Origin of the sequence: Rubrivirga sp., from assembly GCF_965213695.1 — a bacterium.
Lineage (GTDB): Bacteria > Bacteroidota > Rhodothermia > Rhodothermales > Rubricoccaceae > Rubrivirga.
Genome location: NZ_OZ243912.1, coordinates 3,142,786 through 3,166,950 on the forward strand (window position 1 = coordinate 3,142,786; position 24,165 = coordinate 3,166,950).

Genomic DNA, 24,165 nt, shown 5'->3' on the forward strand with positions numbered 1-24,165 from the left:
TCACGAGCCGCACGCTGCCGCGCACGGAGCCTTGGGAACCGCTCCGTCCGAGACCTAGCTTGAGGCGATGACCACCCCGCCCCTCCCCACCCGACGCCCGTGGCCGAGCCGAGCCGAGCTCGCATGGATCGTCGGGTTCTGGGCCACGCTCGGCGTCCTCTCCGTCTTGCGCGAGGCGCTCGAACCGTGGGAGGACGACCCGATCCGGCTCGGGCAGGTGGTCGAGAGGCTGGCCGAGTTCGGGCTGTGGTCGCTCGTGACCCCGGTCGTGTTCTGGCTCGTCGGCCGGCCCCCGGCCGAGCGTGGGACCCGGGCCGGGCGGCTGGTGGCCCAGGTCGGCGTGAGCGTCGTGGCTGCGGTCGCCGTCGAGTGGGTCACGCGAGGCGCGCTCCGCCCGCTGTTCGGCGGCCCGCCCGACCCCGACCGCGTGTGGACGCTGGCCGGCGCCGTCGGCCGGCTGTGGTTCCTCGACGAGCTCCTGATCGCGCTCGCCATCCTGGCCGCCGGCTACGCGCGCGCGGCCCTGTTCCAGGTCCAGGAGCGGCGCGCCGAGGCCGAGCGGCTCCTGGCCGACCGCGTCCGGCTCGAGGCCCAGCTCACCGAGGCCCGGCTGTCGGCCCTGCGGATGCAGCTCAACCCGCACTTCCTGTTCAACACGCTCAACGCCGTCAGCGCCCTCGTCGAGCGCGACCCGGCCGGCGTGCGGACGATGATCGCCCGGCTGTCGTCGCTGCTCCGCCGCGTCCTCGACGACGACGGCGCCACCGAGGTCCCGCTCCGCGACGAGTTGGCGTTCCTGCGCGACTACCTCGACGTCCAGCGCGTCCGGTTTCAGGGCGGGCTCGACGTGGACGAGGCCATCGGCCCCGACGTACTCGACGCGCTCGTGCCGCCGCTCGTGCTCCAGCCGCTCGTCGAGAACGCCGTCGGGCACGGGGTCCGGCGGATCGAGGGCGGCGTCGGTCACGTCCGGCTGTCGGCCCGCCGCGAGGGCGACCGGCTGGTGCTCGCGGTCGAGGACAACGGGCCGGGCCTCGCCGGGGGCGACGGGGCGGGCGGTTCGGGCGGGGTCGGGCTGAAGAACACCCGGGCCCGGCTCGACGCGCTCTACGGCGACGCCGGCACGCTCTCGGTCCGCGACCGGGTCGGCGGGGGCGTCGTGGCCGAGGTCGCCCTCCCCTACCGGCTCGCGCCGAGCGACGCCTCCCTCTCGGCTCTCGCGGATGCCTGACTTGCGCGTCCTGGTCGTCGACGACGAGCCGTTGGCGCGCCAGCGCGTGCTCGACTTGCTCGACCGCCAGACCGACGTCGCCGTCGTGGGCACGGCCGACACGGGGCGGACGGCGGTCTCGGCCATCGCCGAGCACCAGCCGGACGTCGTGTTCCTCGACGTCCAGATGCCCGGCCTGAGCGGGCTCGACGTGGTCCGCGAGGTTGGGCCGGAGCGGATGCCGGCCGTCGTGTTCGTGACGGCCTACGACCAGCACGCCCTCGCGGCGTTCGACGTGGCCGCGGTCGACTACCTCCTCAAGCCCTACGACGACGACCGGTTCGCGCAGTCGCTGGCGCGGGCGCGCGAGGCCGTCCGCCTCCGCGAGGTCGACGCCCTGCGCGACCGGCTGGCCGCGCTGCTCGGCCCCGAGCGCCCCGCCCCGTCGGCCGACTTCCTCGAGCGGCTCGCCGTCGAGATGCGGGGCCAGACGCGGCTGGTCCCGGTTGAGGCCATCGACTACGTGTCGTCCGACGGCCCCTACGTCGAGGTCCACGTCGGCGCCGACGTCTGGGTGGTCCGCGAGCGGATGCAGACGTTGGAGGACCGGCTCGACCCGGCCCGCTTTTTCCGGATTCACCGCTCGACCATCGTCCAGATCGACCGCGTCGAGGCGCTGCTGACGGCACCCGGCGGCGACTACGCGGTCCGCCTGGCGGACGGGACGCGGCTCCGCCTGAGCCGGTCGCGCCGCGACGCCTTTACCCAGCGCCTCGGCATCGACGCGACGGACTCGGGGTAGACGGGGAGGCCACGCGGGTCTACGGGGTATGGCCCGACACGACCGCCGCTCGCCCCGCTGGCGTTTTTACGACTACCGCCGCGCGGGTCTGTACTTCGCCACGATCTGCACGGCGGACCGGCGCCCCGCGTTCGGGGACGTGGCCGACGCGCGGATGCACCTGTCGCCCGTCGGAGAGGTGGCCGAGGCGGAGTGGGGCCGGACGTTCGACCTCCGTCCTCACCTGGTCCGGGACGTCCACGTCGTGATGCCCAATCACGTGCATCTCCTGTTCGGCATCCTCGACGCGACCGACCCGGCGACCGACCCGGCGACCGACCCGGCGACCGACCGTAGGGACACATGCATGGTGTCCCTACCGACCGCGGTGGCTTGGACGGCTCCCGGCGGTTCGGACAACACCTCGCCGGGTCCGTGTCGTCGGTGATCAACGCCTACAAGGCCGCCGTCACGCGCGAAGTCCGGCGGCGCGGCCTGTGGCCCGAGGGCCCCCTGTGGCAAGGCCGGTTCCACGACCGCGTCGTCCGGTCCGAGACGGAGGCCGACCGGATCCGGCGGTACGTCGCCGAGAACCCCACGCGGTGGGCGGCCGACCCGTTCCACCCCGCCCTCCCCCCGCCCCGCCGGCGAGGCGGACGGGGCTGGCGCCCCTAGCCCAGCCCCAGCAGCTTGCCGCCCTGGTAGATCGCGAACGAGAACACATACGCCAGCCCGAACATGTAGCCCCACATCACGGCCGGCCACACCCACGAGTTCAGCTCGCGCTTGGCGATGGCGAGCGTGCTCATGCACTGGAGCGCGAACACGAAGAAGACCATCAGGCTGACGGCCACCAGGGGCGTGAAGACCGGCGTGCCGTCCGGGTACGTGTCCGCTTTGATCGCGTCGCGGAGCGCCAAGCTCTCCTCGTTGGCGTCGGCCCCGGCGCTGTAGATCGTGGCCAGGGCCGAGACGATCACCTCGCGGGCAGCGAAGCTGGCCACGATGCCGGCCGAGATTTTCCAGTCGAACCCAAGCGGGCGCAGGACCGGCTCGATGGCGTGGCCGAACCGGCCGATCAGGCTGTTCTGGACCTGGTAGCTCGCGACCTCGTTCTGGACCGCCAGCCGCTGCGTGTCGGCCTCCTCGATGGCCGACCGGATGGAGGCCGCGTCGGAGCCCTCGAGCTCGGGGTCCGCGCTCGGGTTGATCCGGACGAGCGACTCGGTCGCCGCTTGGACGGCTGCGTCGGCCTGGGCGGATCGCGCGGCCAGCTCCGGCGGCAGGTCCACCTTGGGGTAGCTCGCCATGAACCAGAGCACGATGCTCAGCCCGAAGATGATCTTCCCAGCGCGGACGACGAACACCTTGGCGCGGTCCCACATCCGCCGCCACAAGTAACGCGGCTGGGGCAGGCGGTACGGCGGGAGCTCCATCACGAACGACGAGCCCTCGCCCTTGAACACGAACCGCCGGAGCACCCACGCCGAGACGAACGCCATGAGCGTGCCGAGGACGTAGAGCGACGTCATCGCCAGCCCCTGGTACCCGACGACGCCCCACAGCGCGCCGGACGGGATGAACGCGGCGATGAACAACACGTAGACCGGCAGCCGCGCCGAGCACCCCTGCAACGGCACCACCATGATCGTGATGATCCGGTCGCGCTCGTCGGCCAGCGTCCGCGCGGCCATGATGCCGGGGATGGCGCAGGCGTAGGCCGACAACATCGGGACGACCGACGCCCCGCTCAGGCCGACGCGCCGCATGGCCCGGTCCATGATGAACGCCGTCCGCGCCATGTAGCCGGTGTCCTCCATCAGGCCGAGGAAGAAGAACAGCAGCAGGATCTGGGGCAAAAACACCAGCACGTTGCCGACGCCCGAGAGCGCGCCCTCGACCAAGACGTCCTCCAGCACGCCGTCCGGCAGCGTCGTCCGCAGCCCCTCGCCGGTCACGCCGACGAGCCACTCGATGGCGTCCATCGCCGGGACGGCCCAGGTGAACACGGCCTGGAAGATGAGCAGCAGGACGCCGCCAAAGATCAGCGGGCCCCACAGCTTGTGCGTCACGACGGCGTCGATCCGGTCGGAGACCGTGGCCTCGCCCGACTCGGTGGCCTGGCGGACGACGCGCGCGGCGACCGGGCTGATCCAGCCGTAGCGGCCCGTCATCTCGGCCATCTTGTACGGGACCGGCCGGGCCTCCAGCTCGGCGCGCGCGTCGAGCACGGCCCGGTGGAAGGCGGGCGCCCGCGACTCCCAGGCTGCCAGCAGCGGGTCCGAGGTCAGCGCCCCCAGCGCCTCGGAGCGGCGGCGCTCGGCCGGCACGTCGTCCGGCAACAGGGCTTGCAGCGGGCCGAGGGCGTCGGCGACCGCCGGCATCACGTCCCACCCGACGCCCGTCGCCGGGGCCGGCGGGTCCGAGACCGCCGCCCGGAGACGGTCGATCCCGTCGCCTGTCCGCGCCGCCGTCTCGACGACGGGCACGCCGAGTGTCGCCGCCAGCGCGTCGACGTCGACGGTGATGCCGGCCTCCGTCGCCGCGTCGGTCATGTTGAGCGCGACGACCGTCGGCAGGCCCAGGTCCAAGACCTGGGTGACGAGGTACAGGTTGCGCTCGAGGTTCGTCGCGTCGACGACGCACACGACCACGTCGGGCGCGGGCTCGCCGGCGATCCGGCCCACGAGCGCGTCGAAGGCCACCCGCTCGTCGATCGACTTCGGGTTGAGGCTATACGTCCCGGGCAGGTCGACGACCTCGACGTCGGAGCCCGTCATCCGCCCCGACTTCCGCTCGACGGTCACGCCGGGGTAGTTGGCCACCTTCTGGTGCGAGCCCGTCAGCGCGTTGAACAGCGTCGTCTTGCCAACGTTCGGGTTGCCCGCCAGCGCGATCGTGCGGACGGTGGCCGGCGCGAGCACGTCCATCACGAGACCTCGACGTGGGCGGCCTCGGCCTTGCGGACCGACAGCAGGAACCCCCGGACCTTCAGCTCCATCGGGTCGCCCAGCGGCGCCAGCCGGACAACCTCGACGGCGGTCCCGGGCACCAGGCCCATCTCGAGCAAGCGGGCGGGCAGGTCGCCCCGGTAGCCGGTCACGGTCGCGGTGGCCCCGGGGCCGAGCGTGTCGAGCGTCACGGCGGTCGGTGAGTCAGTGGGTCGGGACGTCCGTAGGTCGGTGAGTCTGTGCCGGCGACGGGGCCCGGTCGCCGAAGCGAAAGGCCACCGCGTCACCGGCCCACCGATCCACCGACCTACCGGCCCGAGTCGGTCGCGAACAGGCCCATCGCCACCTCGCGGCGGAGCGCGACCCGGGCCGCGCCCAGGCCCAGCACGCACTTGTCGCCGGTCGCCATCACGCAGGCGTCGCAGCCCTCGCGGACCCCCAGCTCACGGAGCCGCGCGCACGTCGGCTCGTCGAGCCCCATGAAGCACAGGCGGACCGTTCTCCCCGCGGGGAACGACGAGACCGGGGCGGCGTGGTCGAACGAGGGCGTCACGGGGGGCGGGCTTATCTGGACTGCTTCTAAGGTACGCGCTCGGCAGACGCGCGGCGCGGTTCACGAGATCCCCGCCGAACCCTCAAACGCAGGCCGCCCCGGCGACGGCGGGCGTCGCCGGGGCGGCGGGGCCGTCGGCGGTCTCGGCTAGTGTCATGACCCTTTGGTCGTGGGCCGGACCCCCCGTCCGTCCGCCCCTCGCTCCGCTCAGCGGGCGGACGGACTGTCCCCCTTCGAGGGGGACAGCTCCCCGACCTGGGAGCGGAGCGACCGGGAGGGGAGCGGGGGGTCGGCCTACGAGCAAGCTGGCATCGCTCTAGCGCTGGGCGTCCCGGCGCCGGTCGACGCCCGGGATCTCGACCGGCGGCCGCTCGGGCTGGGGCAGCGGCTCGATGCCGAACCGGCGGACCCGCTCGTCGGCGTTCTCGCGCTCGCGCTGGAGCAGCTCCCGCGGGAGCTCCTGGCCCTGGCGCGTCCGCATGTCGTCGGCGACGCGAGCTCGGAGCACGATGATGATCTCGTTCTGCTGGACCTGGCGCTGCTTGTACGAGAAGAAGAAGTTCAACAGCGGGATGTCGCGCAGGATCGGGACGCCGCGGCGGACCGTCGTCTCGTCGGTCGACGTCAGGCCGCCGACGGCCCGCATCTCGCCCGACAAGACCGGGAGCTGGGTCGTCACGTTGTCCTTGTTGATCGCGACGCCGTCGCCGGACGGGATCGCCGTCGACTTCTCGACCTTGACGTTGAGGTGGATAAACTCGACGGGGTCCCCCTCGCGCTCGTCGACGATGAGCGTCGGCGTGACCTCGATGATGGTCCCGGTCGAGAAGAACTGGGTGATCGCGTTGCCCTGGAAGTCGCGGACGGTGACCGGGATGTCCTGGCCGCTCTGGAGCCGGCCCTGCTCGCCGCTCTGGACGACGGTGAACGGCGTCGCGACGGTCTGGCCGTAGCCCTGCTCCTCGAAGTAGCGGAACACGTTCAGGACCTGGCTCAGCTCGATCCGGTCGTTCGTCGCCTCGATGAACCCGTCGAGCGCGTCGAAGAACGACCCGGCGTTGACGTAGAACTTGGTCTCGGCGCCCCGCCCGTCGTCGCCGCCCGCGCTGCCGGTCCCGCCGGACCCGCTCGCGACGGCCTCGCCGAACAGGGCCGGCCAGTTGGCCCCGACCTCCCGAGCTCGCCGCGAGTTGAGCTGGAAGATGACCGCGTCGATCCGGACCTCGCGCGTCTCGGCCGTGGCCGGGAGCTCGACCGTCGCCGCGGCCGTCACCGGCTGGACGGCCCCGATGGGGTCGGCGACGGCCCCGTCGGTCGTGGTCGCCACGATCTGGGGCTCGGTCACGATGAAGTAGCCCTCGGACTCCGAGAAGTCGAGGCCGTGGCGGTCCAGGACCAGCTCGAAGGCGTCGATAAAGTGGACCCCGTTGAGGGCCACCCCGATCGGGTCCGAGCGGTCGGCCGGGTCCACGACGCGCTTGCCGGTGACCCGGAAGAACGTCGGGTTGACGAGCCGGAAAAACTGGCTCATCGGCGTCGTCGAGGGGAACGAGACGAGCTCGTCCGGCGGGACGTAGCCGCGGACGACGCGGCCCTGGGCCTGGGCCACGGGCGCCACGACGGGGGCCGCCAGCATCAGCGCGGCGAGGAGCGCCCACGCGGGCCCGGAGCGGGCGCGGCCAGGGCGGGAGGAGGGTTGAGTCGTCATGTCAGCGGGGGAAAGTCGCGGGGAGGAGGAGACCAGGTCAGTTCTGGGGCGTCCGGGGCGTGATCTCGACGCCCTGGTAGGTCCCGGCTTCGAGGGCCTCCGGCGTGCCGGGGGCGGGCGGGGCCGCGGTGAGCGTGGGGCCGGCCGGGACCGAGCCCCGCGACGGCGCGAGCGTCTGGCGCCCGAGCGCCTGGCGGTACCGCTCGCCCGTCTCGAGGTCGAGCTCGACGCGCTCGCGGATCCCGCCCCGGTTGTAGTCGACCACGACGCGGGCCGTGCTCGGGTCGACGTTCGAGATCCGGCCGAGGTAGACGCGGTCGCCGGCCCGGAGCTGGCGGAGCTCGCCGCCCCGGTCGAACACGGCCGTCCCGCCGATCACGCTCACGAGCGGGTCGGTCTCGGGCTCGACCAGGTCGTCGACGTTGGCCGGCAGCGTCTCCAGGATGAACGGGAAGAACGGGTTGAGCGCGGCGCGGCGCGCCGGGAACGCCTCCGGCGGCGGGACGACGGCGCTGTCGGGCGCCGAGATGTCGCGGTTGGTGCTGTAGAAGGCGTCGACGGCGAACGCGAACTCGGCCAGGATCACCTGGCGGCCCGGCGCGCCGCCCTCGCCGCCGCCGCCGACCGTCGTCACGTGCTTCTTGACCGAGAGGTCGCGGATGCGGTAGAGCCCCCGGCTGTTCTCGATGTGCCACAGGAAGGCGTACAGGCTCTCGAAGTAGGCCTCGCCCGTGACCTGGTACGTGTAGTACGACGCGGCCTGGCCCGGCGTCACGCCCGTCAGCGAGAGGTCGAACCGGTGGAAGCCCCGGCCCGAGAGCGCGTTGAGGTAGGCCACCACGTCGGCCGACGAGAGCTGGGACGGGAGCACCTTGTAGCGGGTGTTCCAGCGGGCCAGCGTCGCCGCGGCCTCCTCGCTCGCCGTCGCCTCCTGGGCGATGAGCGTCTCGACCTCGACCTCGCGGCTCTTGATCGCCTCGATCTCGGACTCGACCCGGTCGAGCTCGGCCGGCTGCTGCTGCTGGGTCACGTAGTACCCCCCGCCCCCGGCCGCGGCCAGGAAGACGGAGAGGATGAGGGTGTTGAGGACGTCGTTGGACATGGGGTCGGGACGGGCGTAGAAGTCGGTTGCGGTTCTAAGTCCGCTCGGATGCGTGGTGCGTGAACCGTGCGTGGGCGTGATGGCAGCGCGAGGGAGTCACGCATTGCGTATCACGCACCTCTCTGCTGGGCAGTCACGGCCTAGGGAGCGCCGTCCATCCCGTCGAGCGGGGCCGGCGGGGCGTCCGGGGCCACGTCGCCGGCCTGCTCGCGCAGGACGCGCGTGACCTGGGGGAGCTCGGGCGGCTGGGTAAACCGGAGCCGGTACTTGTAGACCGGGTACTCGCGGACCTGCTCGAACGTGACCTCCTCGATGGTCGCCGACAGCCGCTGGCCCAGGCCGACCACGTTCGCGCGTGTCGTCGCAAACCCTTCGAGCTCGACGTCGGCCCCGCTCGGGGTCCACTGCTCGATCCAGATGCCGCCGGTCTGGGAGGCGGCCCGGGTCGTCCGGAGCAGGGTCTGCGTCCAGCGGTCGGTGTCGATCAGGAGCGAGTCGAGCGCGCCCAGCGCCGCCGCGAGCGTGGCCTGCCGCATCCGCAAGCTGTCGATCCGGGTCTGGAGCTGGGGCGCCGAGAGCAGGGCCTCGGGCGGGAACTCGGCCAGCGTCTGCTCGGCCTGGGCGATCTCGCCCTCCTGCGACACGTAGAGGTAGCTGAAGTAGAGGACGCTCAGGAACAGCAACATGGCCACGACCAAGGTGTGCCACCCGAACGAGAGGTCGAGCGACCGCTTCCGCTTCAGGAGCGCCGCCGGCAGCAGGTTCGCGTGCTCGAACGGCCCGTCCTTCTGGCGGAGCCGGTGGCCGGCGACGGCCGCGCCGGCCGCGCCGACGAGCATCGGGGCGAGCGGCCCGTACGGGCCGACCAGGCCCTGCCGCGCCAGCCCCTCGCGCAGCGTCTCGACGCGGGCCTCGGGGTAGAACGCGGCGAAGCCCTGGACGAGCTCCTTCTCGCGCTCCTCCGACACCACGACCACGCTGTGGACCGTGCCCACGCCCTGGACGTCCTGCTGGAGCAGCACGCGGCTGCAGATCGTGTCCGGACCGTCGAAGGCCGTGACCGACTGCATCATCTCGTAGTGGTGGAGTTCGTTGCCCGCCAGCAGCAGGACCACCGTGTCCTCGGCCCCGACCCGGACCACGGCCGTGTTCTCGTGCGGCTCCGGCGCCAGCGTCAGCCGGACCAGCCCAATCAGGAGCGGGACCTCGGCCTCCAGCGTCTTGACGACGGTCTTCCGGTGGGCCGCCTGCTCGCGCAGCATCCCGATCGACTCGGAGACCGGCTCGCTCGGCGTCGGGGCCACGGCGAGGTAGCGCCGGAGCCCGTCGCGCGGCGACATCGGGACGAACGCGACGCGCGACGTGTCGACCGACACGCCGAAGTCGGGGAGCAGCTCGACCAGCCGGTCGCGCTTGACCGGCGTCGACGCCGTCCCCTTGAGCCCGTCGGAGGCGGGGGGCGGGCCTTCCTTCCCCTTCTTCGTCCGCTTCGCCTTCTTGTCCTTCTTCTCCGGCGGGACGGAGATCTCGGCGTACGCCACGTCGGGCTCGTCGACGACGAAGGCGAGCGCGGGCCGGGCGAACCCGGACTGGGCGCACTCCTCCAGGATGTCGCGGAGCTCGAAGATGATCGGCTGGGCCTGGGCGTCGACGTCGCCGCCGATGGCCGTCGCGTCGAACGCGGCGTCGGTCACGACGCCCATCCCAGCGAACTCGGCCGAGAAGTCGATCTCGCCGGACCCCCCGAACTGGACCGACGGGTCGTCGGCGCCGACGGCCAGCGTGGCCTCTTCGAGCTCGACGTCGTCGGGGCTCAGGGCCGTCTGGCCGTACTGGCTCTCGGCCCGGTTCCGAACGAACTGGCGGAGCGGCTCGTAGCCGTCGGGCGAGGGCCGGACCAGGACGCCGTAGACGTGCTTCGGCGTGACGTGGATGCCCAGGATCAGGCCGTCCTTGGACCGGGCCCGCTTCGGCGCCTTCTTGGCCCGGTCGCGCCCGACGGGCGCCTCCGACACGGGCGCCTCGGCCTCCGAGAACGAGACGGCCACGCCCCCCCCGTCCGAGCCGTCGCCGACGGGGACGTCGCCGACGACGTCGGAGAGGTCGAGCGGGGGGGCCTCGAACGCGCCCCCGCCGATGAACACGCCGTCGTCGATCGAGCCGAACGCCGGCAGGGCCGGGGCCTCGTCGTCGCCCGGCGGCGTCTCGCCGAACGGGGGCTCGACCGGCGCGGGGTCCTCGAACCCGCCGACGAAGCCGCCTGTGAAGTCGTCGTCGACGAACCCGCCCGCGAAGCCGTCGGCGGAGAAGGAGTCGTCCGAGAACGTGCCGCTGGGCGAGGCGTCGTGCGAGGCGTCGTCCGGGGCGTCGCCGCCGGCCGAGTCCTGGAACGCGAACCCGTCGGGGTCGTCGGGGAAGATGAAGTTGTCGCTCATGGGGGCGGGGTCGGTCCGGGTCGGGGCCGTGCGGGCGCGGCGCTAGGCCGTCTGCATCAGCTGCTGGAAGCGGCGCTTGTTGTTCGAGTACTGGAGGCCGATGTCGGGCGTGATCTTGCGCTCGCGGGCCAGCCGGAAGAGGTCCTGCTCCAGGGTGATCATCCCCTGGCGCCCGCCCTCCCACATCATCTGGTAGATCTCGTTCGTGTTGCCGTTGTGGATGGCCGCGCGGACGGAGGCCGTCACCCACAGGACCTCCTTGCAGAGCACGCGGCCCCCGCCGATCTTGGGCGGCAGCTTCTGCGAGACGACACAGTTGAGGACGTCGGCGAGCCGGGTCCGGACGCGCTCCTGCTCGAAGGGCGGGTACTCGGCCACGATCCGGTCGATGGACTCGACGGCGCTCGCCGTGTGCAACGTCGAGAACACCTTGTGGCCGGTGTCGGCCGCCTCGATGGCCGCGTCGATCGTCTCGGGGTCCCGCATCTCCCCGATCATGATGATGTCGGGGTCCTGGCGGAGCGCCTGGCTCACGCCGACCTTGAACGACGGGACGTCCGGGCCCACCTCGCGGTGGCGGATGATGCACCGCTGGGGCGTGTGGACGTACTCGAGCGGCTTGGCGATGATGACGATGTGCCCGTCGAAGTCCTGGTTGTTCGCGTCGATGATGGCGTCGAGCGTCGTCGACTTGCCCGAGCCCGTGACGCCGGTCACGAGCGCCAGGCCCGAGCGGACGTTCGAGAACAGGACGCCCTTCTGGATCACCGGGTGGAACCCGAGCCCGTCGAGCGCCCGGACCTCCTCGTTGATCGCGCGCAGACACACGCCGAGGTTCTGGTTGTCGTAGTACGTCGTGCAGCGGAACCGCTTGCGGGCCCCGTTGTCGCCGTCGAGCTGGTACGAGAAGTCGGCCGACTGGACCTCCCAGAGGTCGTCGAGCTGGCGCTCGGAGAGCAGGTTCAGGATGAGGATGTCGACCTCGTCGTTCGAGGCCACGCCGAGCTCGAACCGGGGCGTCTTGTCGCCGTCGACGCGGTACCACACCCTCCCCATCGTGGCCGGGCCGCCCATGTCGAGGTCGCTCGCGCCCATCGGGTGCATCCGGGCCACGTACTGCTCGACGAACCCCCGGAGCTCCTCGCGCTGCTCGACCGAGAGCCGGGCGATCTGCTCGGCGTAGAACTTCAGCCGGTCCTCGCCCACCAACAGCTTCGGCGCGCTCCGGGCCAGCTTCCGGACGAACCGGGGGATCCGCTGGAACCCGTCGCTGTCGACCTCCGAGAACCCCGGCGCCTCGGGCTCCGCGCCGACCGGCGGCGGCGGCGGCACGGCCGGGCGGGCGGCCGGCGGCGCCATGGTCGGCGCCGGGGCGGCCAGCGGCGGGGCCGGCGGGTCGCTCGGGGTCGACCACGTCGGCAGGGTGCTCGGCGGGGCCGGCGTGGCGGAGACGTGCGGGAAGGGGGGCGTCGGACTCACGGGGGTCGGGGGCGTCCAGAGAGGAGCGGCAAGGGCCGGGCCACAGGCAGATCCGGCCCGCGCGGTATCGTCCCGCCCCCGTCCCGACCCGGTTTCGACCCATCGGCGGCACGATTGGTAACTCCAGCGCTCCGCTCCCCCACCCCATTCCGACCGCCGGCGTCTCTCAACGAGACCGCCCCTCACCGGACCGGGGGCAGCCGGCGTCCCGACCGCCCCCGGAGGCGCTTCGATTCGAGAACGGGTTGGGGAGGCCGGGCCCTTCTACGGAGCCCTCCTCTGCCTCCCCCTGTCCGCCCGACAGGGGAGGGCATCGACCATCCGACTCCCCTTTCTCACGCCGTCATCCCCGCGCACGCGGGGATCCATAGGAAGACGCTCGTCAAAGACCGAGGTCCGTATGGATTCCCGCGTTCGCGGGAATGACAGCTGCTATTCGGAGGCTGCCTGCAGAACGCAGAGTCCCTGCTGTCGAAGGGAAGAGCTCCTCTTTGCGTTCCGTCGTCAGACTGCTCCTCGAAGGCCTACACCGACGGGCAGCTCGCCGGGATGTCGTAGACCGGGTTCCCGTCGTCGTCTGCCGGGACGATCTCGACCATGATCACCTGGTCGCTGAAGTCGGCCGGGCGGCCGGTGTTGCGGAGGTCGTGGAAGCCGTCGCTCTGGTTCGAGTACTCGCGGACGGTGTAGCCACTGAGCGGGTTGCACTCGTTCTTCGGCTCGAGCGCGACCCGGACCACGTCCGTCCAGCCGTTGCCGACGCCGTCGGTCCCGGGCGTGCTGAACGTGCCGTTCCAGTCGTAGCCGAACTCCTTGGTCGCCCACAGGCTCTCGTTCGGGTTGTGGTAGCTGGCGTGGGTCGACGCCAGGTTCCAGTCGTTGATGTCCTCGAACGCGATCCGCCAGCGCTGGTCGTTGCTCGGGTCCGACTCGACCATGGCCCACGGGCCCTCGCGGGGGTCGGCGAAGGCCACCGTCGAGCCGTCGAGGGCCCAGTGCGTCCAGGCCCAGTCGCTCGAGCGGTAGTCGTACCCAGCCATCTCGGCCGCGACCAGCTTCTGGCCGTAGAACGGGTCGTAGTCGGGGTGGCCCTCCCCGCGGGGGTCCTTCGTGTTGGCGAGCTTGACCGTGTTGAACATCCGGAGGGCGGGGAGCCGAGACGGCCGGCCGACCCCGTCCTTGTGGCAGTTCGAGTTGCTGTCGACGCCGATGGCGAAGTTCATCTGGGTCCCCGGGGCGAGGTAGACCTCGGCGCCGACGTTCCGGGTGCCGTTCCGGTTCTTGCCCGGCGCGTAGACCATCTCGGGCAGCGGCTGGTCCTCCGGGTCGACGCCCGGCAGCGTCCGCTGGAGGAAGATGGCCGAGCAGTAGCCGGCCTGGGAGTCGACGAACTGGATGCGGAGGAACCCGCCGCGGCTGACGCGGAGCACGCTGACCGTCTGGGACTCGTTGATCCTGTGGGACTTCGAGACCTCCCTCTCCCCCTGCGTGTACGAGAACGTGCCGATGGCGTAGATGTCGACGCCGTTGCCGCCGTCGGCGCTGGCCTCGGCGACGTAGGTCCCGCCGAGCATCTCGCCGGTCCGGCGCGAGCAGACGGCCTTGCCGTTGGCGCACTGCTGGTCGGCGGGGAGGCCGGCGCTCACGACGCGCGCGCCGAACTGGGCGATGGCCCGGTCGATGTCGGTCCCGTGGCGGTGGATGTCGGCGGAGGCCGTGTTGAAGGCGGTCCGGGCGATCTCGCGGGCGATCACGTCCGCCTGGTACTTGCCCTGCTCGGCCGCCGCGCGGGCGTCGGTCTCTTGCGAGCTGAGCATGAGCGTCGCGCCAGCGAGGCTGGACGCGAGGACGAAGAGGAGGGCGGCTTTACCCATGGGTTTGGTAGTCTGGAGCCGGCGGGGCCGGCGAGTGGAAATCGGACGGTCGGGGACGGACGGCGGGGCGGGGTCAGAAGGGGCGGACCTCGATGGTGGTCGCCCAGTGGAGGCCGGCCTTCGGGATCAGCCGCGCCCGGTGGAGCGGGAACAGCGTCGGGACCACGACGAACTCGATCCGGACGTAGTCGGCGTCCTCGGACCGCTCGTCGGGGACGGGCCGGTCGAAGCTGTCCTTGGGCGTGATGGCGAAGTAGCGGAGCCCCCGGGGCACCCCGTACTCGGCGGTCTCCGTCCACGCGGGCTGGGTCCCCAGCCACGCGCGGGCCTTCGTGTTGTACTGGCCCGTCCGCGCGGACCGCGTCAGGGTGTAGGTCTGGAGCACGACGTCCTGGTCCGGGGTCGCCCCCTTCTCGGCCACGACGCGGAGGTCGTCGTCTTCGTCCAGCGCGTACCGGACCTCGACGCGCTTGACGATCGAGTCGGCGATGACCTCGTCGTGGTAGTAGAACTCGAAGCTCCGCGTGTACGGGTCGCCGTCGATGGTCTCGGTCTCGGCGAGGAACCGGGCCCGCTCGCGGCCGAACCGGGCCCCGAGCTTGACGATGTCGTCCTCGAGCCACTCGCCGAAGGCGAGCGCCTGGCCCTTGGCGTGGTAAACGGCCTGGCGCTCGAGGGCGGCCTGGCGGTTGTGGGTCTGCTGGGTGACCAGCGTCAGGCCGAGCGTCGCGGCGACCATCGTGGCGACGAGGTGGTCGAAGATGAACTGCATGGGGGGCGTCGGTGCGAGGGGCGGAGGAGAGCGGGGGGCCTTAGGCGGAGGCCTCGCACTGGGGGTAGACCGACTGGTGGTCGTCGACGTCGCGCTGGGCGTCGGTCACGTCGTCGTCGGCGTCTTGCCACTCGTCGGCCGTCGCGTCGACCTCGGCCTGGGCGGCGGCCGTGGCGCTGGCGGCCTGGGCGGCGGCTTGGGCGGCGCTCTCGGCGGCGGCGCTGGCGTCGTCGTAGGTGGCCTGGGCGTCGGCGAGGCCCGACTCGGCGGCGGCGACGTCGGTCTCGGCCGCGGCCACGGCGGCCTCGGCGTCGTCGAGCGCGTCCTGCGCGTCGTCGACGGCGGCCCGGGCGTTCGTCAGCTCGGCGTTGGCGGCCGAGACGGCGTCGGCGGCGGCGGCGACGGCGGCCTCGGCGTCGGCGACCTCCTGGGCCGCCTCCTCGGCGGCCTCCTGGGCGGCCTGGGCGTCGTAGTACGCGTCGTAGTAGACGTCGCGCTTGGTGTCGAAGTCGTTGAAGGCCGCGACGTAGGCGTTGTACTTCTGGTTGTAGTACGCCTGCCACTGAGACTTGGGCGACCGCCACTGCCGCCGGCCTCGGTTGTCGACGTAGGTCGCCTCCTCGAAGGCGTCGACCGCGTCGTTGTAGGCCCGGTCTTGGACGCCGTAGGCCTCGACGGCGACGCCGTAGGCCTCGTCGCGCGTCTCCTCCGCCTCGGCCACGTCCGCGTCCGCGTCGGCCCGGGCGTCCTGGGCGTCTTCGAGGGCCTCGTCGGCCGCGACGACGGCGGCCTGGGCCGCGTCGATCCCCGTCTCGGCCTGGCCGACCCGCTGCTGGGCGGACGCCTTGGCGTCGGCCGCGGCCGTCCGGCCGTTTTGGGCCGTCGAGAGGCCCGACTGGGCCGTCGAGAGGTCCGAGGCCGCCGCGTCGCGTGTGGTCCGGGCCGACTGGAGCGCCGACTGTGCGGAGGCCGCGGCGTCGTCGGCCGAGGCCTGCGCGCTCTGGGCCTGGGACAGGGCGTCCTGGGCGCTCGCCAGCTCGTTCGAGACCCCGTCCCGGGTCGCCTGCGCCTGGCTGAGGGCCGCCTGGAGCGCGTCCATCGTCGCCTGCCACTGGTCGACGTCGGCCTCGCACTCGGAGCCGCCCTCGCCCTGGACCCGGATCGAGCGCCGGAGGTACTCGGCCGCGATCTTCGGGTCGAAGCTGAGGACGCGCGCGAGCGCGACCTCGATCGGCCGGGTGCCCCCGTCCCGCCGCCGGAGCACGTTCGTCCGGGCAAAGACCTCGACGCGCTTGTGGAACGTCTGGTAGCTGACCGGCACGTCGCTCTCGGCCGACTCGACGTAGGTCACGTTGACCCGGACCTCGACCGGGAGCGACGCGCCGTCGGGCGTCTTGAGGTCGACGGTCTGCCAGTCGTTCCCGCTGATGTCGTCGACGTCGTTGCAGGCCGTCGTCGACGGGGTCTGGACGTTGCACGGGGCGCCCCCGAACGACGCGATGGGCGAGAAGTCGCTCGGCTGGATGTCGATGAGGTCGTCGAACGAGATCGTGTCCCGCTCGGCCTCCGGCATCGTCTCCGGGAGGACGTAGCGCTGGCGGAGCCGGGCCGGCGTCGTCGCGGCGTCGAACGACCGGGCGTCGACGAACTCCATGGTGTGGAGGAGCGTCCCGCTGACTTCGAGCTCGAACTGGTCCCGGACCACCGACTCGACCGTGTGGTGCTGGTTCTCGACCTGGGAGAGCGTCAAGATGCCGGCCGAGAAGACGGCGAGCAGCGCGAGGAGCGTCTGGGGCATGGGCGTGGCGTGAGCCGGCGGGGAGTCCACAGGGATATCGACGGTCCCCTCCCATTCCGAAACGCTCGCCCCCGATTGGGGCCCACCCGTTCCATCCTCCTCGCCCATCCGCGCCGGCAGGCCCGGTGGCACGGGCCACAGACCCCCCGCCTCCCTTCCAGTCCCCGCAAGCGGGGTGGGCGGCTCCGCTCCCGGGTCGGGCCCCTAGGGCGATGCCAGGTGGCTCGTAAGCAGACCCCCCGCTCCCGCGGCCATCGCTCCGCTCCGTGCCGCAGGAACGGTCCCCCTCGAAGGGCGGGGCTGCTGAGTTCTGCTCGCCTCTCGCAATCGACTCCGTAAAACCAATAGTCATCCCCGCGCAGGCGGGGACCCATACGGTCCTGCTCGTGGGCGGAGCGCCGCATGGATTGGCTGCGCCGACGCTTCGCGGTCCCGCGTGCGCGGGAATGCCTCGTGTTATTTGAGTGGTCGGAAGAGAACGTAGCAGCCCTCCCCCTGAAGGGGGACCGTCCGTCCGCCTGCTGAGCCCTTCGACTGCGCTCGGGACAGGCTCCGCGAGGGGCGGACGGACGGGGGATGCGGCCCATGAGCAACGTGTCATGGTTAGTGCTCGCCGGCCGTCACGCGGAGCATCTCCTCGACCGACACCTCGCCACGCAGGACGAGCACCCGGGCCGAGGCCGACAGCGTCAGCATCCCCTCGCTCTCGCCGATTCGGCGGATCTGCTCCTCGTTGATCTCGCCGCCGGCCCCGACGATGGCCGCCTGGATGGCCGGCGAGAAGTACAGGGCCTCGGCGCACGCGCGGCGGCCCTTGTAGCCCTTCCCCTTGCACGTCGGGCAGGACGTCCCGCTCGACGCCTGGTAGATCGTGGCGTCGGCGAGCTCCTCGGGCGCGAACCCGAGCTCGCCCATCAGCAGCTCGTCGTACTCGGCCTGGGGCTTCTTGCAGTCCGGGCACAGCGTCCGGATGAGGCGCTGGGCCACGACCAGGTTGATGGCGTAGGCGATCAAGAACGGCTCCAGCCCCATCTTGTAGAGCCGGCTCACCGCCGAGGGCGCGTCGTTCGTGTGGAGCGTGCTGAAGGTGAGGTGGCCCGTGTTGGCCAGCTTGATCGCGAGCTCGGCCGTGTCCTTGTCGCGCATCTCGCCGACCATCACGATGTCGGGGTCGTGGCGCAGGATGGCCCGGAGCGCCTGCTCGAGCGAGAGCTTGTGCGACAGCTTGATCTGGCGGACGCCCGGGATGATGTACTCGACCGGGTCCTCGACCGTCAGCACGTTGACCTCGGGCGTGACCACGTTCGAGAGCGCGGCGACGAGCGTCGTGCTCTTGCCCGAGCCCGTCGGGCCGGTCAGGATCACCATCCCGTGCGGCCGGGCGATGGCCTTGTTGAACTGGGCGAGCGCGCCCTCCAACAGGCCCAGCTTCGACAGGTCCGTGATCACCTTCCGGTCGTCGAGGATCCGGATGACGACGGACTCGGCGCGGACCTCGGGGTTCGCGTTCGCAATCGGCAGGATGCTCACGCGGTAGCGGATGAGCGTCCCGTCGATCTTGCGCTGGATAAACCCGTCCTGGGCCATGTCCCGCTCGAACCGGTCCACGTTGAGCGCGGTGTCCTTGAACACGGCCAGCAGCGCCTCCGGGTGGCCCCGCGCCTCGGTGTGCCAGTGGGCCAGCCGGCCGTCGACGCGGAAGTGGACCTCGGTCTGGCGCTGGGCGTTGGGCCAGATGTGGATGTCGCTCGCGCCCAGCCGGACGCCCTCGACCAGGATGGCCTCGGTCAGGTTGAGCAGCGCCGACTGCGAGATCTCGGCCTCGAGCGCGTCCTCGTCCACCAACCCCCGCTCCCCGCTCTCGAACGAGACGCCGAAGTCGACGTCGGGCGAGTCGGTCTCGGCCAGCCGCTCGAGGTACTCGTTCTTGCGCGGGAACGCCTCCGCGACGACCCGCTCGACGGCGTCGCCGGGCGCGTAGCACAGCTCGTACCGCTCCAAGTCGAGCGCGTTGATGACCTTCTGCAGCTCGGGCCGCATCGGGTCTTCGGTGATGAAGACGAGCTTGAGGATGCCCGAGGGCTGGTCCTGGGCGTAGGCGTAGGGGACCGCCTTGAGCTCGATGAGCCGGTTGCCGAGCGCCTCCTCGAACGACTCGATGACGGTCTTGGCGAACTCGGCCTCGGGCTCGCGGTCCTTGACCGGGGCCAGCCGGAAGGCGTACGTCGCCGCGGCCTGCTCGAACACGTGGTTCCGGTCGACGCCGCCGACGCCGACCAGGCTCCGCCACAGCGGGTCCCGGCCGCCGCCCAGCTTCCGGGCGGCCTCGGCCTCGGTCACCTGCTCGGCCGTCACCAGCCCGCGCCGGAGCAGCGCCTGCACCACGCGGTCCTGGACGTGGGAGTACGCCTGGCCCTGGGCCACCGGGGCGGCGCCCTGCCCCGCGGCCCGGGCCACGGGGACCGTCGGCGGGGACCCGGCCACGCGGGCGCCGTCGCCGTGGGAGGCGGGGACCAGGGCCGAGGGCCGCGAGGGAGGGGTGAGGGGAGGCATGAGGAGGCGGGAGGGGCGGGCTGGCGGGGCGGTCTCGGGTCCGGCGGCGTTGAGAGTGGGGCGTGTGGGAGCGGATGGCGTCTCGCTCCCCACTCCCCCCTCGGCTTACATGCCCATGAGGTCGCTGGAGGACGGACGGATGAGCGCGGTCTCGGCCGACAGAACGGTCAAGAACCCGACCATCAGCCCGATGAACAGGCCCACGAACGTCTGGATGGTCTCGACGGCCGTCTTCAGCTTGAGCGACGTCTCGCGCTCGTAGTAGTCGGCCATCTGCTGGGCGCTCTTCCGGACGGCGCCCGTCTCGGCGCCCGTCTTGAAGCGGGAGAGCGTCATGCTCGTGAACACGCCCGAGGCCTCCATCGACTCGACGAGCCCGGCCCCCTTCCCCATCATGGCCGGGATCGTGATCGTCTTGATCTGGTGCTCCATGTAGCGGTTGCCCGACGCCTCGGCGGCCACCTTGATCACCTCCAAGTTCTCGCCCGAGCCCGAGTACAGGATGGCGAACACGCGGCAGAACACCTCGATGTTGAGCTTGTGCAGGAGCTGCCCGATGACCGGGATCCGGATCATGTACTTCGAGATGACGAACTGGCCCTTCGGCGTCCGCGCCCAGGCGACGGCGCCGGCCGTCGCGAGCACGAACAGGACGCCCATCACGCCCATCCACTCGTCGAGGAACGCGCTCATCGCCAGCGAGAACGTCGTCAGCGGCGGGAGCTCGATCCCCTCGAACGACGCGAACAGCCCGGCCGTCTCGGGCACGATGTACCAGACGTACCAGATGAACACGCCGACGGTGGCCAGGATGGTCACCATCGGCATGATGAGCGCGCTCTTGACGCTCTTCTTGAACTCGTCGCGGCGCTCCAAGAAGCGGGCCGTGGCCTCGTAGATCTCGGCCATGTTGCCGGACTGGCTCGCCACGCCCAGCATGTAGGCCGTGAACTTGCCGAGGGCGTCCTGGTGCTTCATGAACGCCTGCTTGGCCTCCATCCCCCCCTTCAGGTCCGACGAGATGTCGCGGAGCACCTGCTTCAGCGACTTCGACGAGATGTCGGTCATGAGCAGGTTCATGACCTCGGTGAACGCCATCTTCTCCATCAGCAGGTTGGCCGCCAGCCGGACGAACATGATCACGTCGCCCGTAGGCGGCTTCATGCTGATGTTGAGGAGGTTCTTCCGGATCGAGACGACCTCCATCCCCATCCGCTCGAGCGCGCTCCGGATCTCGTCCTCGGCGTACGCCTTCTGCTCGCCCTCGACGATCTTGCCCGAGGGGTGCTTGATCTTGTACTTGAAGATCATCCGCTGCTCGAGGTCGCGCAGCGTGAACGTGTGGCGCTCGGAGAGGGCCGTGACCTTCTTCTGGGCCGCCTTCTTGTTCGGCGCGTAGACCGTTCCCTGGACGGTCTGCCCGCCTTGGGCGACCCCGTTGAATCGGAACTCGGGCATGGAGGGGCTGGGGGAGGGCCGGGAGTATCGACGGGCTCTCGGGATCTCTTAATGAGACCGGCGGCCCCAAATCAGGGCGAGCGCATTCTCCCGAGTCCACCGCTTCGCACTCCCGGCCTCGTCATCCTGAGCACCAGCGGAGGATCTCGACTCGGGGTCCCCAGAGGGCGATGCCGACGTCCTCGATGCGTCGTGCTGAGATCCCTTCGGCTTCGCTCAGGACATGCCTCCGCAGGCTCAGAGACCGTTGAGGTTCAGGGAGTCGGGCTGCGCGAGGCGCCCGGGACCGTCCGCGGCGTTGCCGTCCCATCAGCGCGGGCGCTGAGAACCTGTCCGGCGAAGAGACGGCTCTGGAGTCCCCCTTCCCCGCCTGCGCGGAGAGGGAGGGTCCTGTCGGACCGTTACGCCAAGCAGTCTCTGAGGGGACCGTTTGAACTCTGCCCCTCCCCCGCCGTCATTGGCTGGTGTGTCGGAGGCCAGGACCAGGACGTACGCCGCTCGCCGCCCCTCTCGGGCGTGCGAGAGCCGAGAAGCTTTACGCCGCCGTGAACAGGCGCCGCTCCCGCTCGGCGGCGAACGTCAGGACGGCCCGGACGACGGGCTTCCCGCTCCGGACGGCCGGGTGGATCACGATGCGGTCAGTGGAATCGGCCATGGACGTGGCGGTTGCAGGGGACGCCACCCGCCCGTCGTTCCTGCCGTTCCCGCCCGTCGCGGGACCTCGGGGTCAGTCGCCCGCGCTCGTGAGCGTGATGCTCCCGTCGAGCGCCGTCCGGCTCTCGACGATCTCGTTGCCCTCGACGCGGACGTACGCCCCGACGCCGGGGGCCGCCGTGCTGACGCCGACGATCTCGACCGTCGTCCCGGTGGCGCTCAGGACGGCGTGCCGGGTCGCGTAGACGTCGGGCTCGACGCCCATCTTCTCGAAGGCGTCCTCGGAAAGCGGCTCGTAGGACCCGCTGCCGCCGCCACCGTGGATGGTCGACCGGCCCCGCCAGTTGACGGCCTCCTGGGCGATCCGGACGTTCCGGTTGAGGACGTCGTCGGCCTGGTTCTGGCGGGCCGCCGTGTCGAACATGGTGATGCCCGCCGCGATGGCGACGCCGACGATGACGATGCTGAGGACGAGGAGGAGGAGCTGCTGCTGTCCCATGGGAGGTGAGGGTCAGGGATGGGAGCGCGTGCGGTCGGCCACGGCGAGCACGCTGGCGCTGGAGGTCACAGGAGAGGCGCGGAACGAAATCGGGCGGCCCCACCCGCAAGGGGAGGGCCGCCCGACGGTCGTGTTCGAGAGCGAGCCGGAGGGCTTAGTCCTCGTCGGCCTCGATGGCGGCGATCGACGTCGTGATGTCGTCCGAGTCGGTCCCGGCCACCGCGACGGTGACCGTGCTGGCGTCGCCCGTCCCGGTGATCTCCATCGACGTGCAGTCCGTGACGGCGATCGAGTACTCGCCGTTGGCGTTCTCGTAGTCGGCCTTGTACCCGAGGTCCGTGAGCGTGACGGCGGTGGTGGTCTCGCCGGCGCAGAAGTTGCCGTTGCCGCCGCCGAAGGCCGTCGGCTTGAGGGCCCAGGCCTGGGCGTCGGAGGCGATCCGGATGGCGTCGTTGACGACGGCGTCGGTGTTGGCCTTCTTCTGGTTCTCGCCGAACGCCTGGATGCCGACGACGACCGCGAGGCCGACGATGACGATGCCGAGGACGAGGAGGAGGAGTTGCTGCTGTCCCATGGTGTGGTGTGGTGTTTGGAGCGGGGGCGCCCCGGGTGGTTGAGTGCCCCCTGCGGATGCGTCGGGGCGAAGGCGACGGCCGAGGCCGCCGGGGGTTCGAGCCCCTGTTGTGCCAGGGCCGTGCCGGACTCGGCCGCCGCCGCCGCCCGACCCCTTCACCCTCGCCGACGTGTCGCATTTCTGTGGGGTCTCACGCCGATATCGCCCCTGGCCGGCGCGTCGGGGCCGTTCTCGGCCGTCGGCGCGCTCGACCCGCCGGAGTACGAATCGAAACGGACCGGAAGGAATCCCCCATCCCGCGCGTCGGGACGGAACCGGCGGGGGCCGCGCGCCGTGGGCACGCCCCACTTCCCCTCCCGCCCCCATGCCCGACCCGACGCCCCACCCGAAGCCGACCTCCGAGCCCACCCTCCAGTCCGAGGCCCAGCGCCTGGCCGACGCCGCGCGCCACCGCGCCTCCGAGGCCGTCGAGGAGCTGAAGGTGGCCTCCAACCAAGCCGTCGACAAGGTCCGCGAGCTGATCGAGGACGCCAACGTCAAGCGCGTCGCGATCAAGCACAAGGACCGGGTCGTCTTCGAGATCCCGCTGACCGTCGGCGTCGGGGCCGGCGCGGCGGCGGTCCTGATGAACCCGGCCATCGCCGCCGTCGGCGCGCTCGCCGCGCTCGTCTCCGACGTCACGCTCGTCGTCGAGCGCGAGGAGGGGGCCGAGGCCGTGGCGAATGCCAACACGCCCGCCGCCTCTGGCGACGCCGACGACGCCTCCGGCAAGACCGTCGGCAAGCCGTCGGCCGAGTAGCGGCTGCGGGTCGGTGGCCCGCAAGCGGCCCCCCCGTTCGTCCGCCCCTCGCTCCGCTCAACGGGCGGACAAGCTGTCCCCCTTGACAAGCTGTCCTCCTTGAAGGGGAGCGGGGGGTCCGGTCCACGAGCAACCCACCCGATGGACCCGGCCGACGCCCGCGCCCTGCTCGACCCGCTCGTCGGCCGCTACGAGCGGCCGGCGTTTATCGACGACGACCCGATCTCCGTCGTCTGGGCCTTCGACGACCCGGCCGACCGCGAGGTCATCGGCCTGTTCGCGGCCGTTCTGGCCTGGGGCCGCCGGTCGGTGATCTTGTCGAAGCTGGCCGACCTCGTCGACCGGATGGACGCCCGGCCGCACCGGTTCGTGAGGGACTTCGCGCTCACCCGGGCCGACCGGCTCGACGGGTTCAAGCACCGGACGTTCTCGTCGGCCGACGCCGTCGCCCTGACGCGCTCGGTCCAGGCGGCGCTGGAGGAGCACGGGTCGCTCGGCGCGCTCTTCGCCGGCGGGCTGGACGAGGGCAGCGACATCGGCCCGGCGATCCAGACGTTCTCGGACACCTTGCTGACGATCGTCCCCGACGCCGGGATGCGGTCGAAGCACCTGGCGCGGCCCTCCACCGGGAGCGCGTGCAAGCGGTTGGCGATGTACGCCCGCTGGATGACGCGGCCCGGCCCCGTCGACCTCGGCCAGTGGACCGGCGTCCGGCCGGACCAGCTCGTGATCCCACTCGACGTCCACACGGGCACGCAGGCCCGGCGCCTCGGCTTGCTCGAACGCCGTTACGACGACTGGCGGGCGGTCCAGGAGCTCACCGACGTCTGCCGCCAACTGGCGCCGGACGACCCGGCCCGCTACGACTTCGCGTTGTTCGGGCTCGGCGCGTACGGAGGGGGAGACATCGAGTGATACCAAATCCGGGAGGAGTGTGGGGGTATGGGAGGAGGGAGGGTCCCCTC

The 24,165-nt window shown here is 71.5% G+C and carries 20 protein-coding genes; 6 read left to right on the plus strand and 14 right to left on the minus strand.

Translation table 11 applies throughout. The features are described from left to right. Nucleotides 1-67 precede the first annotated feature (67 nt). Genes ACOOHE_RS13915 through ACOOHE_RS13930 form a run of 4 tightly spaced genes read left to right on the plus strand, consistent with a single transcriptional unit; the run spans nucleotide 68 to nucleotide 2,666 of the window. Entirely contained in the window at nucleotides 68-1,231 is a 1,164-nt protein-coding gene (locus tag ACOOHE_RS13915) for a sensor histidine kinase (protein ID WP_420454690.1), read from the plus strand. Then, nucleotides 1,224-2,012 carry a LytR/AlgR family response regulator transcription factor gene (locus ACOOHE_RS13920; RefSeq protein ID WP_420454691.1) on the plus strand — a complete coding sequence of 263 codons (789 nt, stop codon included), beginning with the start codon at nucleotides 1,224-1,226 and terminating at the stop codon, nucleotides 2,010-2,012. Before ACOOHE_RS13915 ends, ACOOHE_RS13920 begins: the two co-directional genes overlap by 8 nt. Nucleotides 2,013-2,040: 28 nt before the next feature. Further along, nucleotides 2,041-2,439, plus strand: coding sequence for a hypothetical protein (locus tag ACOOHE_RS13925; protein WP_420454692.1), 399 nt, complete (start codon nucleotides 2,041-2,043; stop codon nucleotides 2,437-2,439). After that, entirely contained in the window at nucleotides 2,427-2,666 is a 240-nt protein-coding gene (locus tag ACOOHE_RS13930; protein WP_420454693.1) for a hypothetical protein, read from the plus strand. The genes ACOOHE_RS13925 and ACOOHE_RS13930 overlap by 13 nt, the downstream gene beginning before the upstream one ends. Here the strand turns inward: ACOOHE_RS13930 and feoB are convergent. The 14 genes from feoB to ACOOHE_RS14000 form a co-directional block, all read right to left on the minus strand. Continuing rightward, the gene (gene feoB, locus ACOOHE_RS13935; RefSeq protein ID WP_420454694.1) at nucleotides 2,663-4,921 is read right to left on the minus strand and encodes a ferrous iron transport protein B; all 2,259 of its coding nucleotides are present in this window, start codon (nucleotides 4,919-4,921) and stop codon (nucleotides 2,663-2,665) included. The genes ACOOHE_RS13930 and feoB overlap by 4 nt on opposite strands. Next, entirely contained in the window at nucleotides 4,921-5,133 is a 213-nt protein-coding gene (locus tag ACOOHE_RS13940) for a FeoA family protein (RefSeq protein WP_420454695.1), read from the minus strand. The genes feoB and ACOOHE_RS13940 overlap by 1 nt, the downstream gene beginning before the upstream one ends. Before the next feature lie 116 nt (nucleotides 5,134-5,249). Continuing rightward, a complete protein-coding gene (locus ACOOHE_RS13945) occupies nucleotides 5,250-5,495 on the minus strand; it encodes a FeoA family protein (RefSeq protein WP_420454696.1) in 246 nt (81 codons plus the stop codon). Between the two features lie 316 nt (nucleotides 5,496-5,811). Beyond that, nucleotides 5,812-7,203, minus strand: coding sequence for a type II and III secretion system protein (locus ACOOHE_RS13950; protein ID WP_420454697.1), 1,392 nt, complete (start codon nucleotides 7,201-7,203; stop codon nucleotides 5,812-5,814). 37 nt (nucleotides 7,204-7,240) lie between these two features. Next, nucleotides 7,241-8,305, minus strand: coding sequence for a hypothetical protein (locus ACOOHE_RS13955; protein ID WP_420454698.1), 1,065 nt, complete (start codon nucleotides 8,303-8,305; stop codon nucleotides 7,241-7,243). A 140-nt stretch (nucleotides 8,306-8,445) separates the two neighbouring features. After that, nucleotides 8,446-10,740: a hypothetical protein gene (locus tag ACOOHE_RS13960; RefSeq protein WP_420454699.1), complete on the minus strand. Its 2,295-nt coding sequence runs from the start codon at nucleotides 10,738-10,740 to the stop codon at nucleotides 8,446-8,448. A gap of 42 nt (nucleotides 10,741-10,782) precedes the next feature. Beyond that, a complete protein-coding gene (locus tag ACOOHE_RS13965; protein WP_420454700.1) occupies nucleotides 10,783-12,219 on the minus strand; it encodes a type IV pilus twitching motility protein PilT in 1,437 nt (478 codons plus the stop codon). A 524-nt stretch (nucleotides 12,220-12,743) separates the two neighbouring features. After that, nucleotides 12,744-14,036 carry a hypothetical protein gene (locus ACOOHE_RS13970; protein ID WP_420454701.1) on the minus strand — a complete coding sequence of 431 codons (1,293 nt, stop codon included), beginning with the start codon at nucleotides 14,034-14,036 and terminating at the stop codon, nucleotides 12,744-12,746. Between the two features lie 130 nt (nucleotides 14,037-14,166). Then, the gene (locus tag ACOOHE_RS13975; protein WP_420454702.1) at nucleotides 14,167-14,865 is read right to left on the minus strand and encodes a hypothetical protein; all 699 of its coding nucleotides are present in this window, start codon (nucleotides 14,863-14,865) and stop codon (nucleotides 14,167-14,169) included. A gap of 40 nt (nucleotides 14,866-14,905) precedes the next feature. Beyond that, entirely contained in the window at nucleotides 14,906-16,663 is a 1,758-nt protein-coding gene (locus ACOOHE_RS13980; RefSeq protein ID WP_420454703.1) for a hypothetical protein, read from the minus strand. Nucleotides 16,664-17,266: 603 nt separating this feature from the next. After that, complete coding sequence (locus ACOOHE_RS13985; RefSeq protein WP_420454704.1) at nucleotides 17,267-19,216, minus strand: GspE/PulE family protein; 1,950 nt, start codon at nucleotides 19,214-19,216, stop codon at nucleotides 17,267-17,269. Between the two features lie 105 nt (nucleotides 19,217-19,321). Further along, nucleotides 19,322-20,674: a type II secretion system F family protein gene (locus tag ACOOHE_RS13990; RefSeq protein ID WP_420454705.1), complete on the minus strand. Its 1,353-nt coding sequence runs from the start codon at nucleotides 20,672-20,674 to the stop codon at nucleotides 19,322-19,324. Between the two features lie 727 nt (nucleotides 20,675-21,401). Further along, nucleotides 21,402-21,827 carry a hypothetical protein gene (locus tag ACOOHE_RS13995; protein WP_420454706.1) on the minus strand — a complete coding sequence of 142 codons (426 nt, stop codon included), beginning with the start codon at nucleotides 21,825-21,827 and terminating at the stop codon, nucleotides 21,402-21,404. 154 nt (nucleotides 21,828-21,981) lie between these two features. Then, entirely contained in the window at nucleotides 21,982-22,401 is a 420-nt protein-coding gene (locus tag ACOOHE_RS14000) for a hypothetical protein (protein WP_420454707.1), read from the minus strand. A gap of 364 nt (nucleotides 22,402-22,765) precedes the next feature. Between ACOOHE_RS14000 and ACOOHE_RS14005 the strand changes: the two genes are divergently transcribed. Together ACOOHE_RS14005 and ACOOHE_RS14010 are read left to right on the plus strand one after the other, a co-directional pair. Next, on the plus strand, nucleotides 22,766-23,200 hold the full coding sequence (locus ACOOHE_RS14005) for a DUF4342 domain-containing protein (RefSeq protein WP_420454708.1): 435 nt from the start codon (nucleotides 22,766-22,768) through the stop codon (nucleotides 23,198-23,200). Between the two features lie 141 nt (nucleotides 23,201-23,341). Further along, entirely contained in the window at nucleotides 23,342-24,115 is a 774-nt protein-coding gene (locus ACOOHE_RS14010) for a TIGR02757 family protein (protein ID WP_420454709.1), read from the plus strand. The last annotated feature ends 50 nt before the right edge of the window (nucleotides 24,116-24,165 follow it).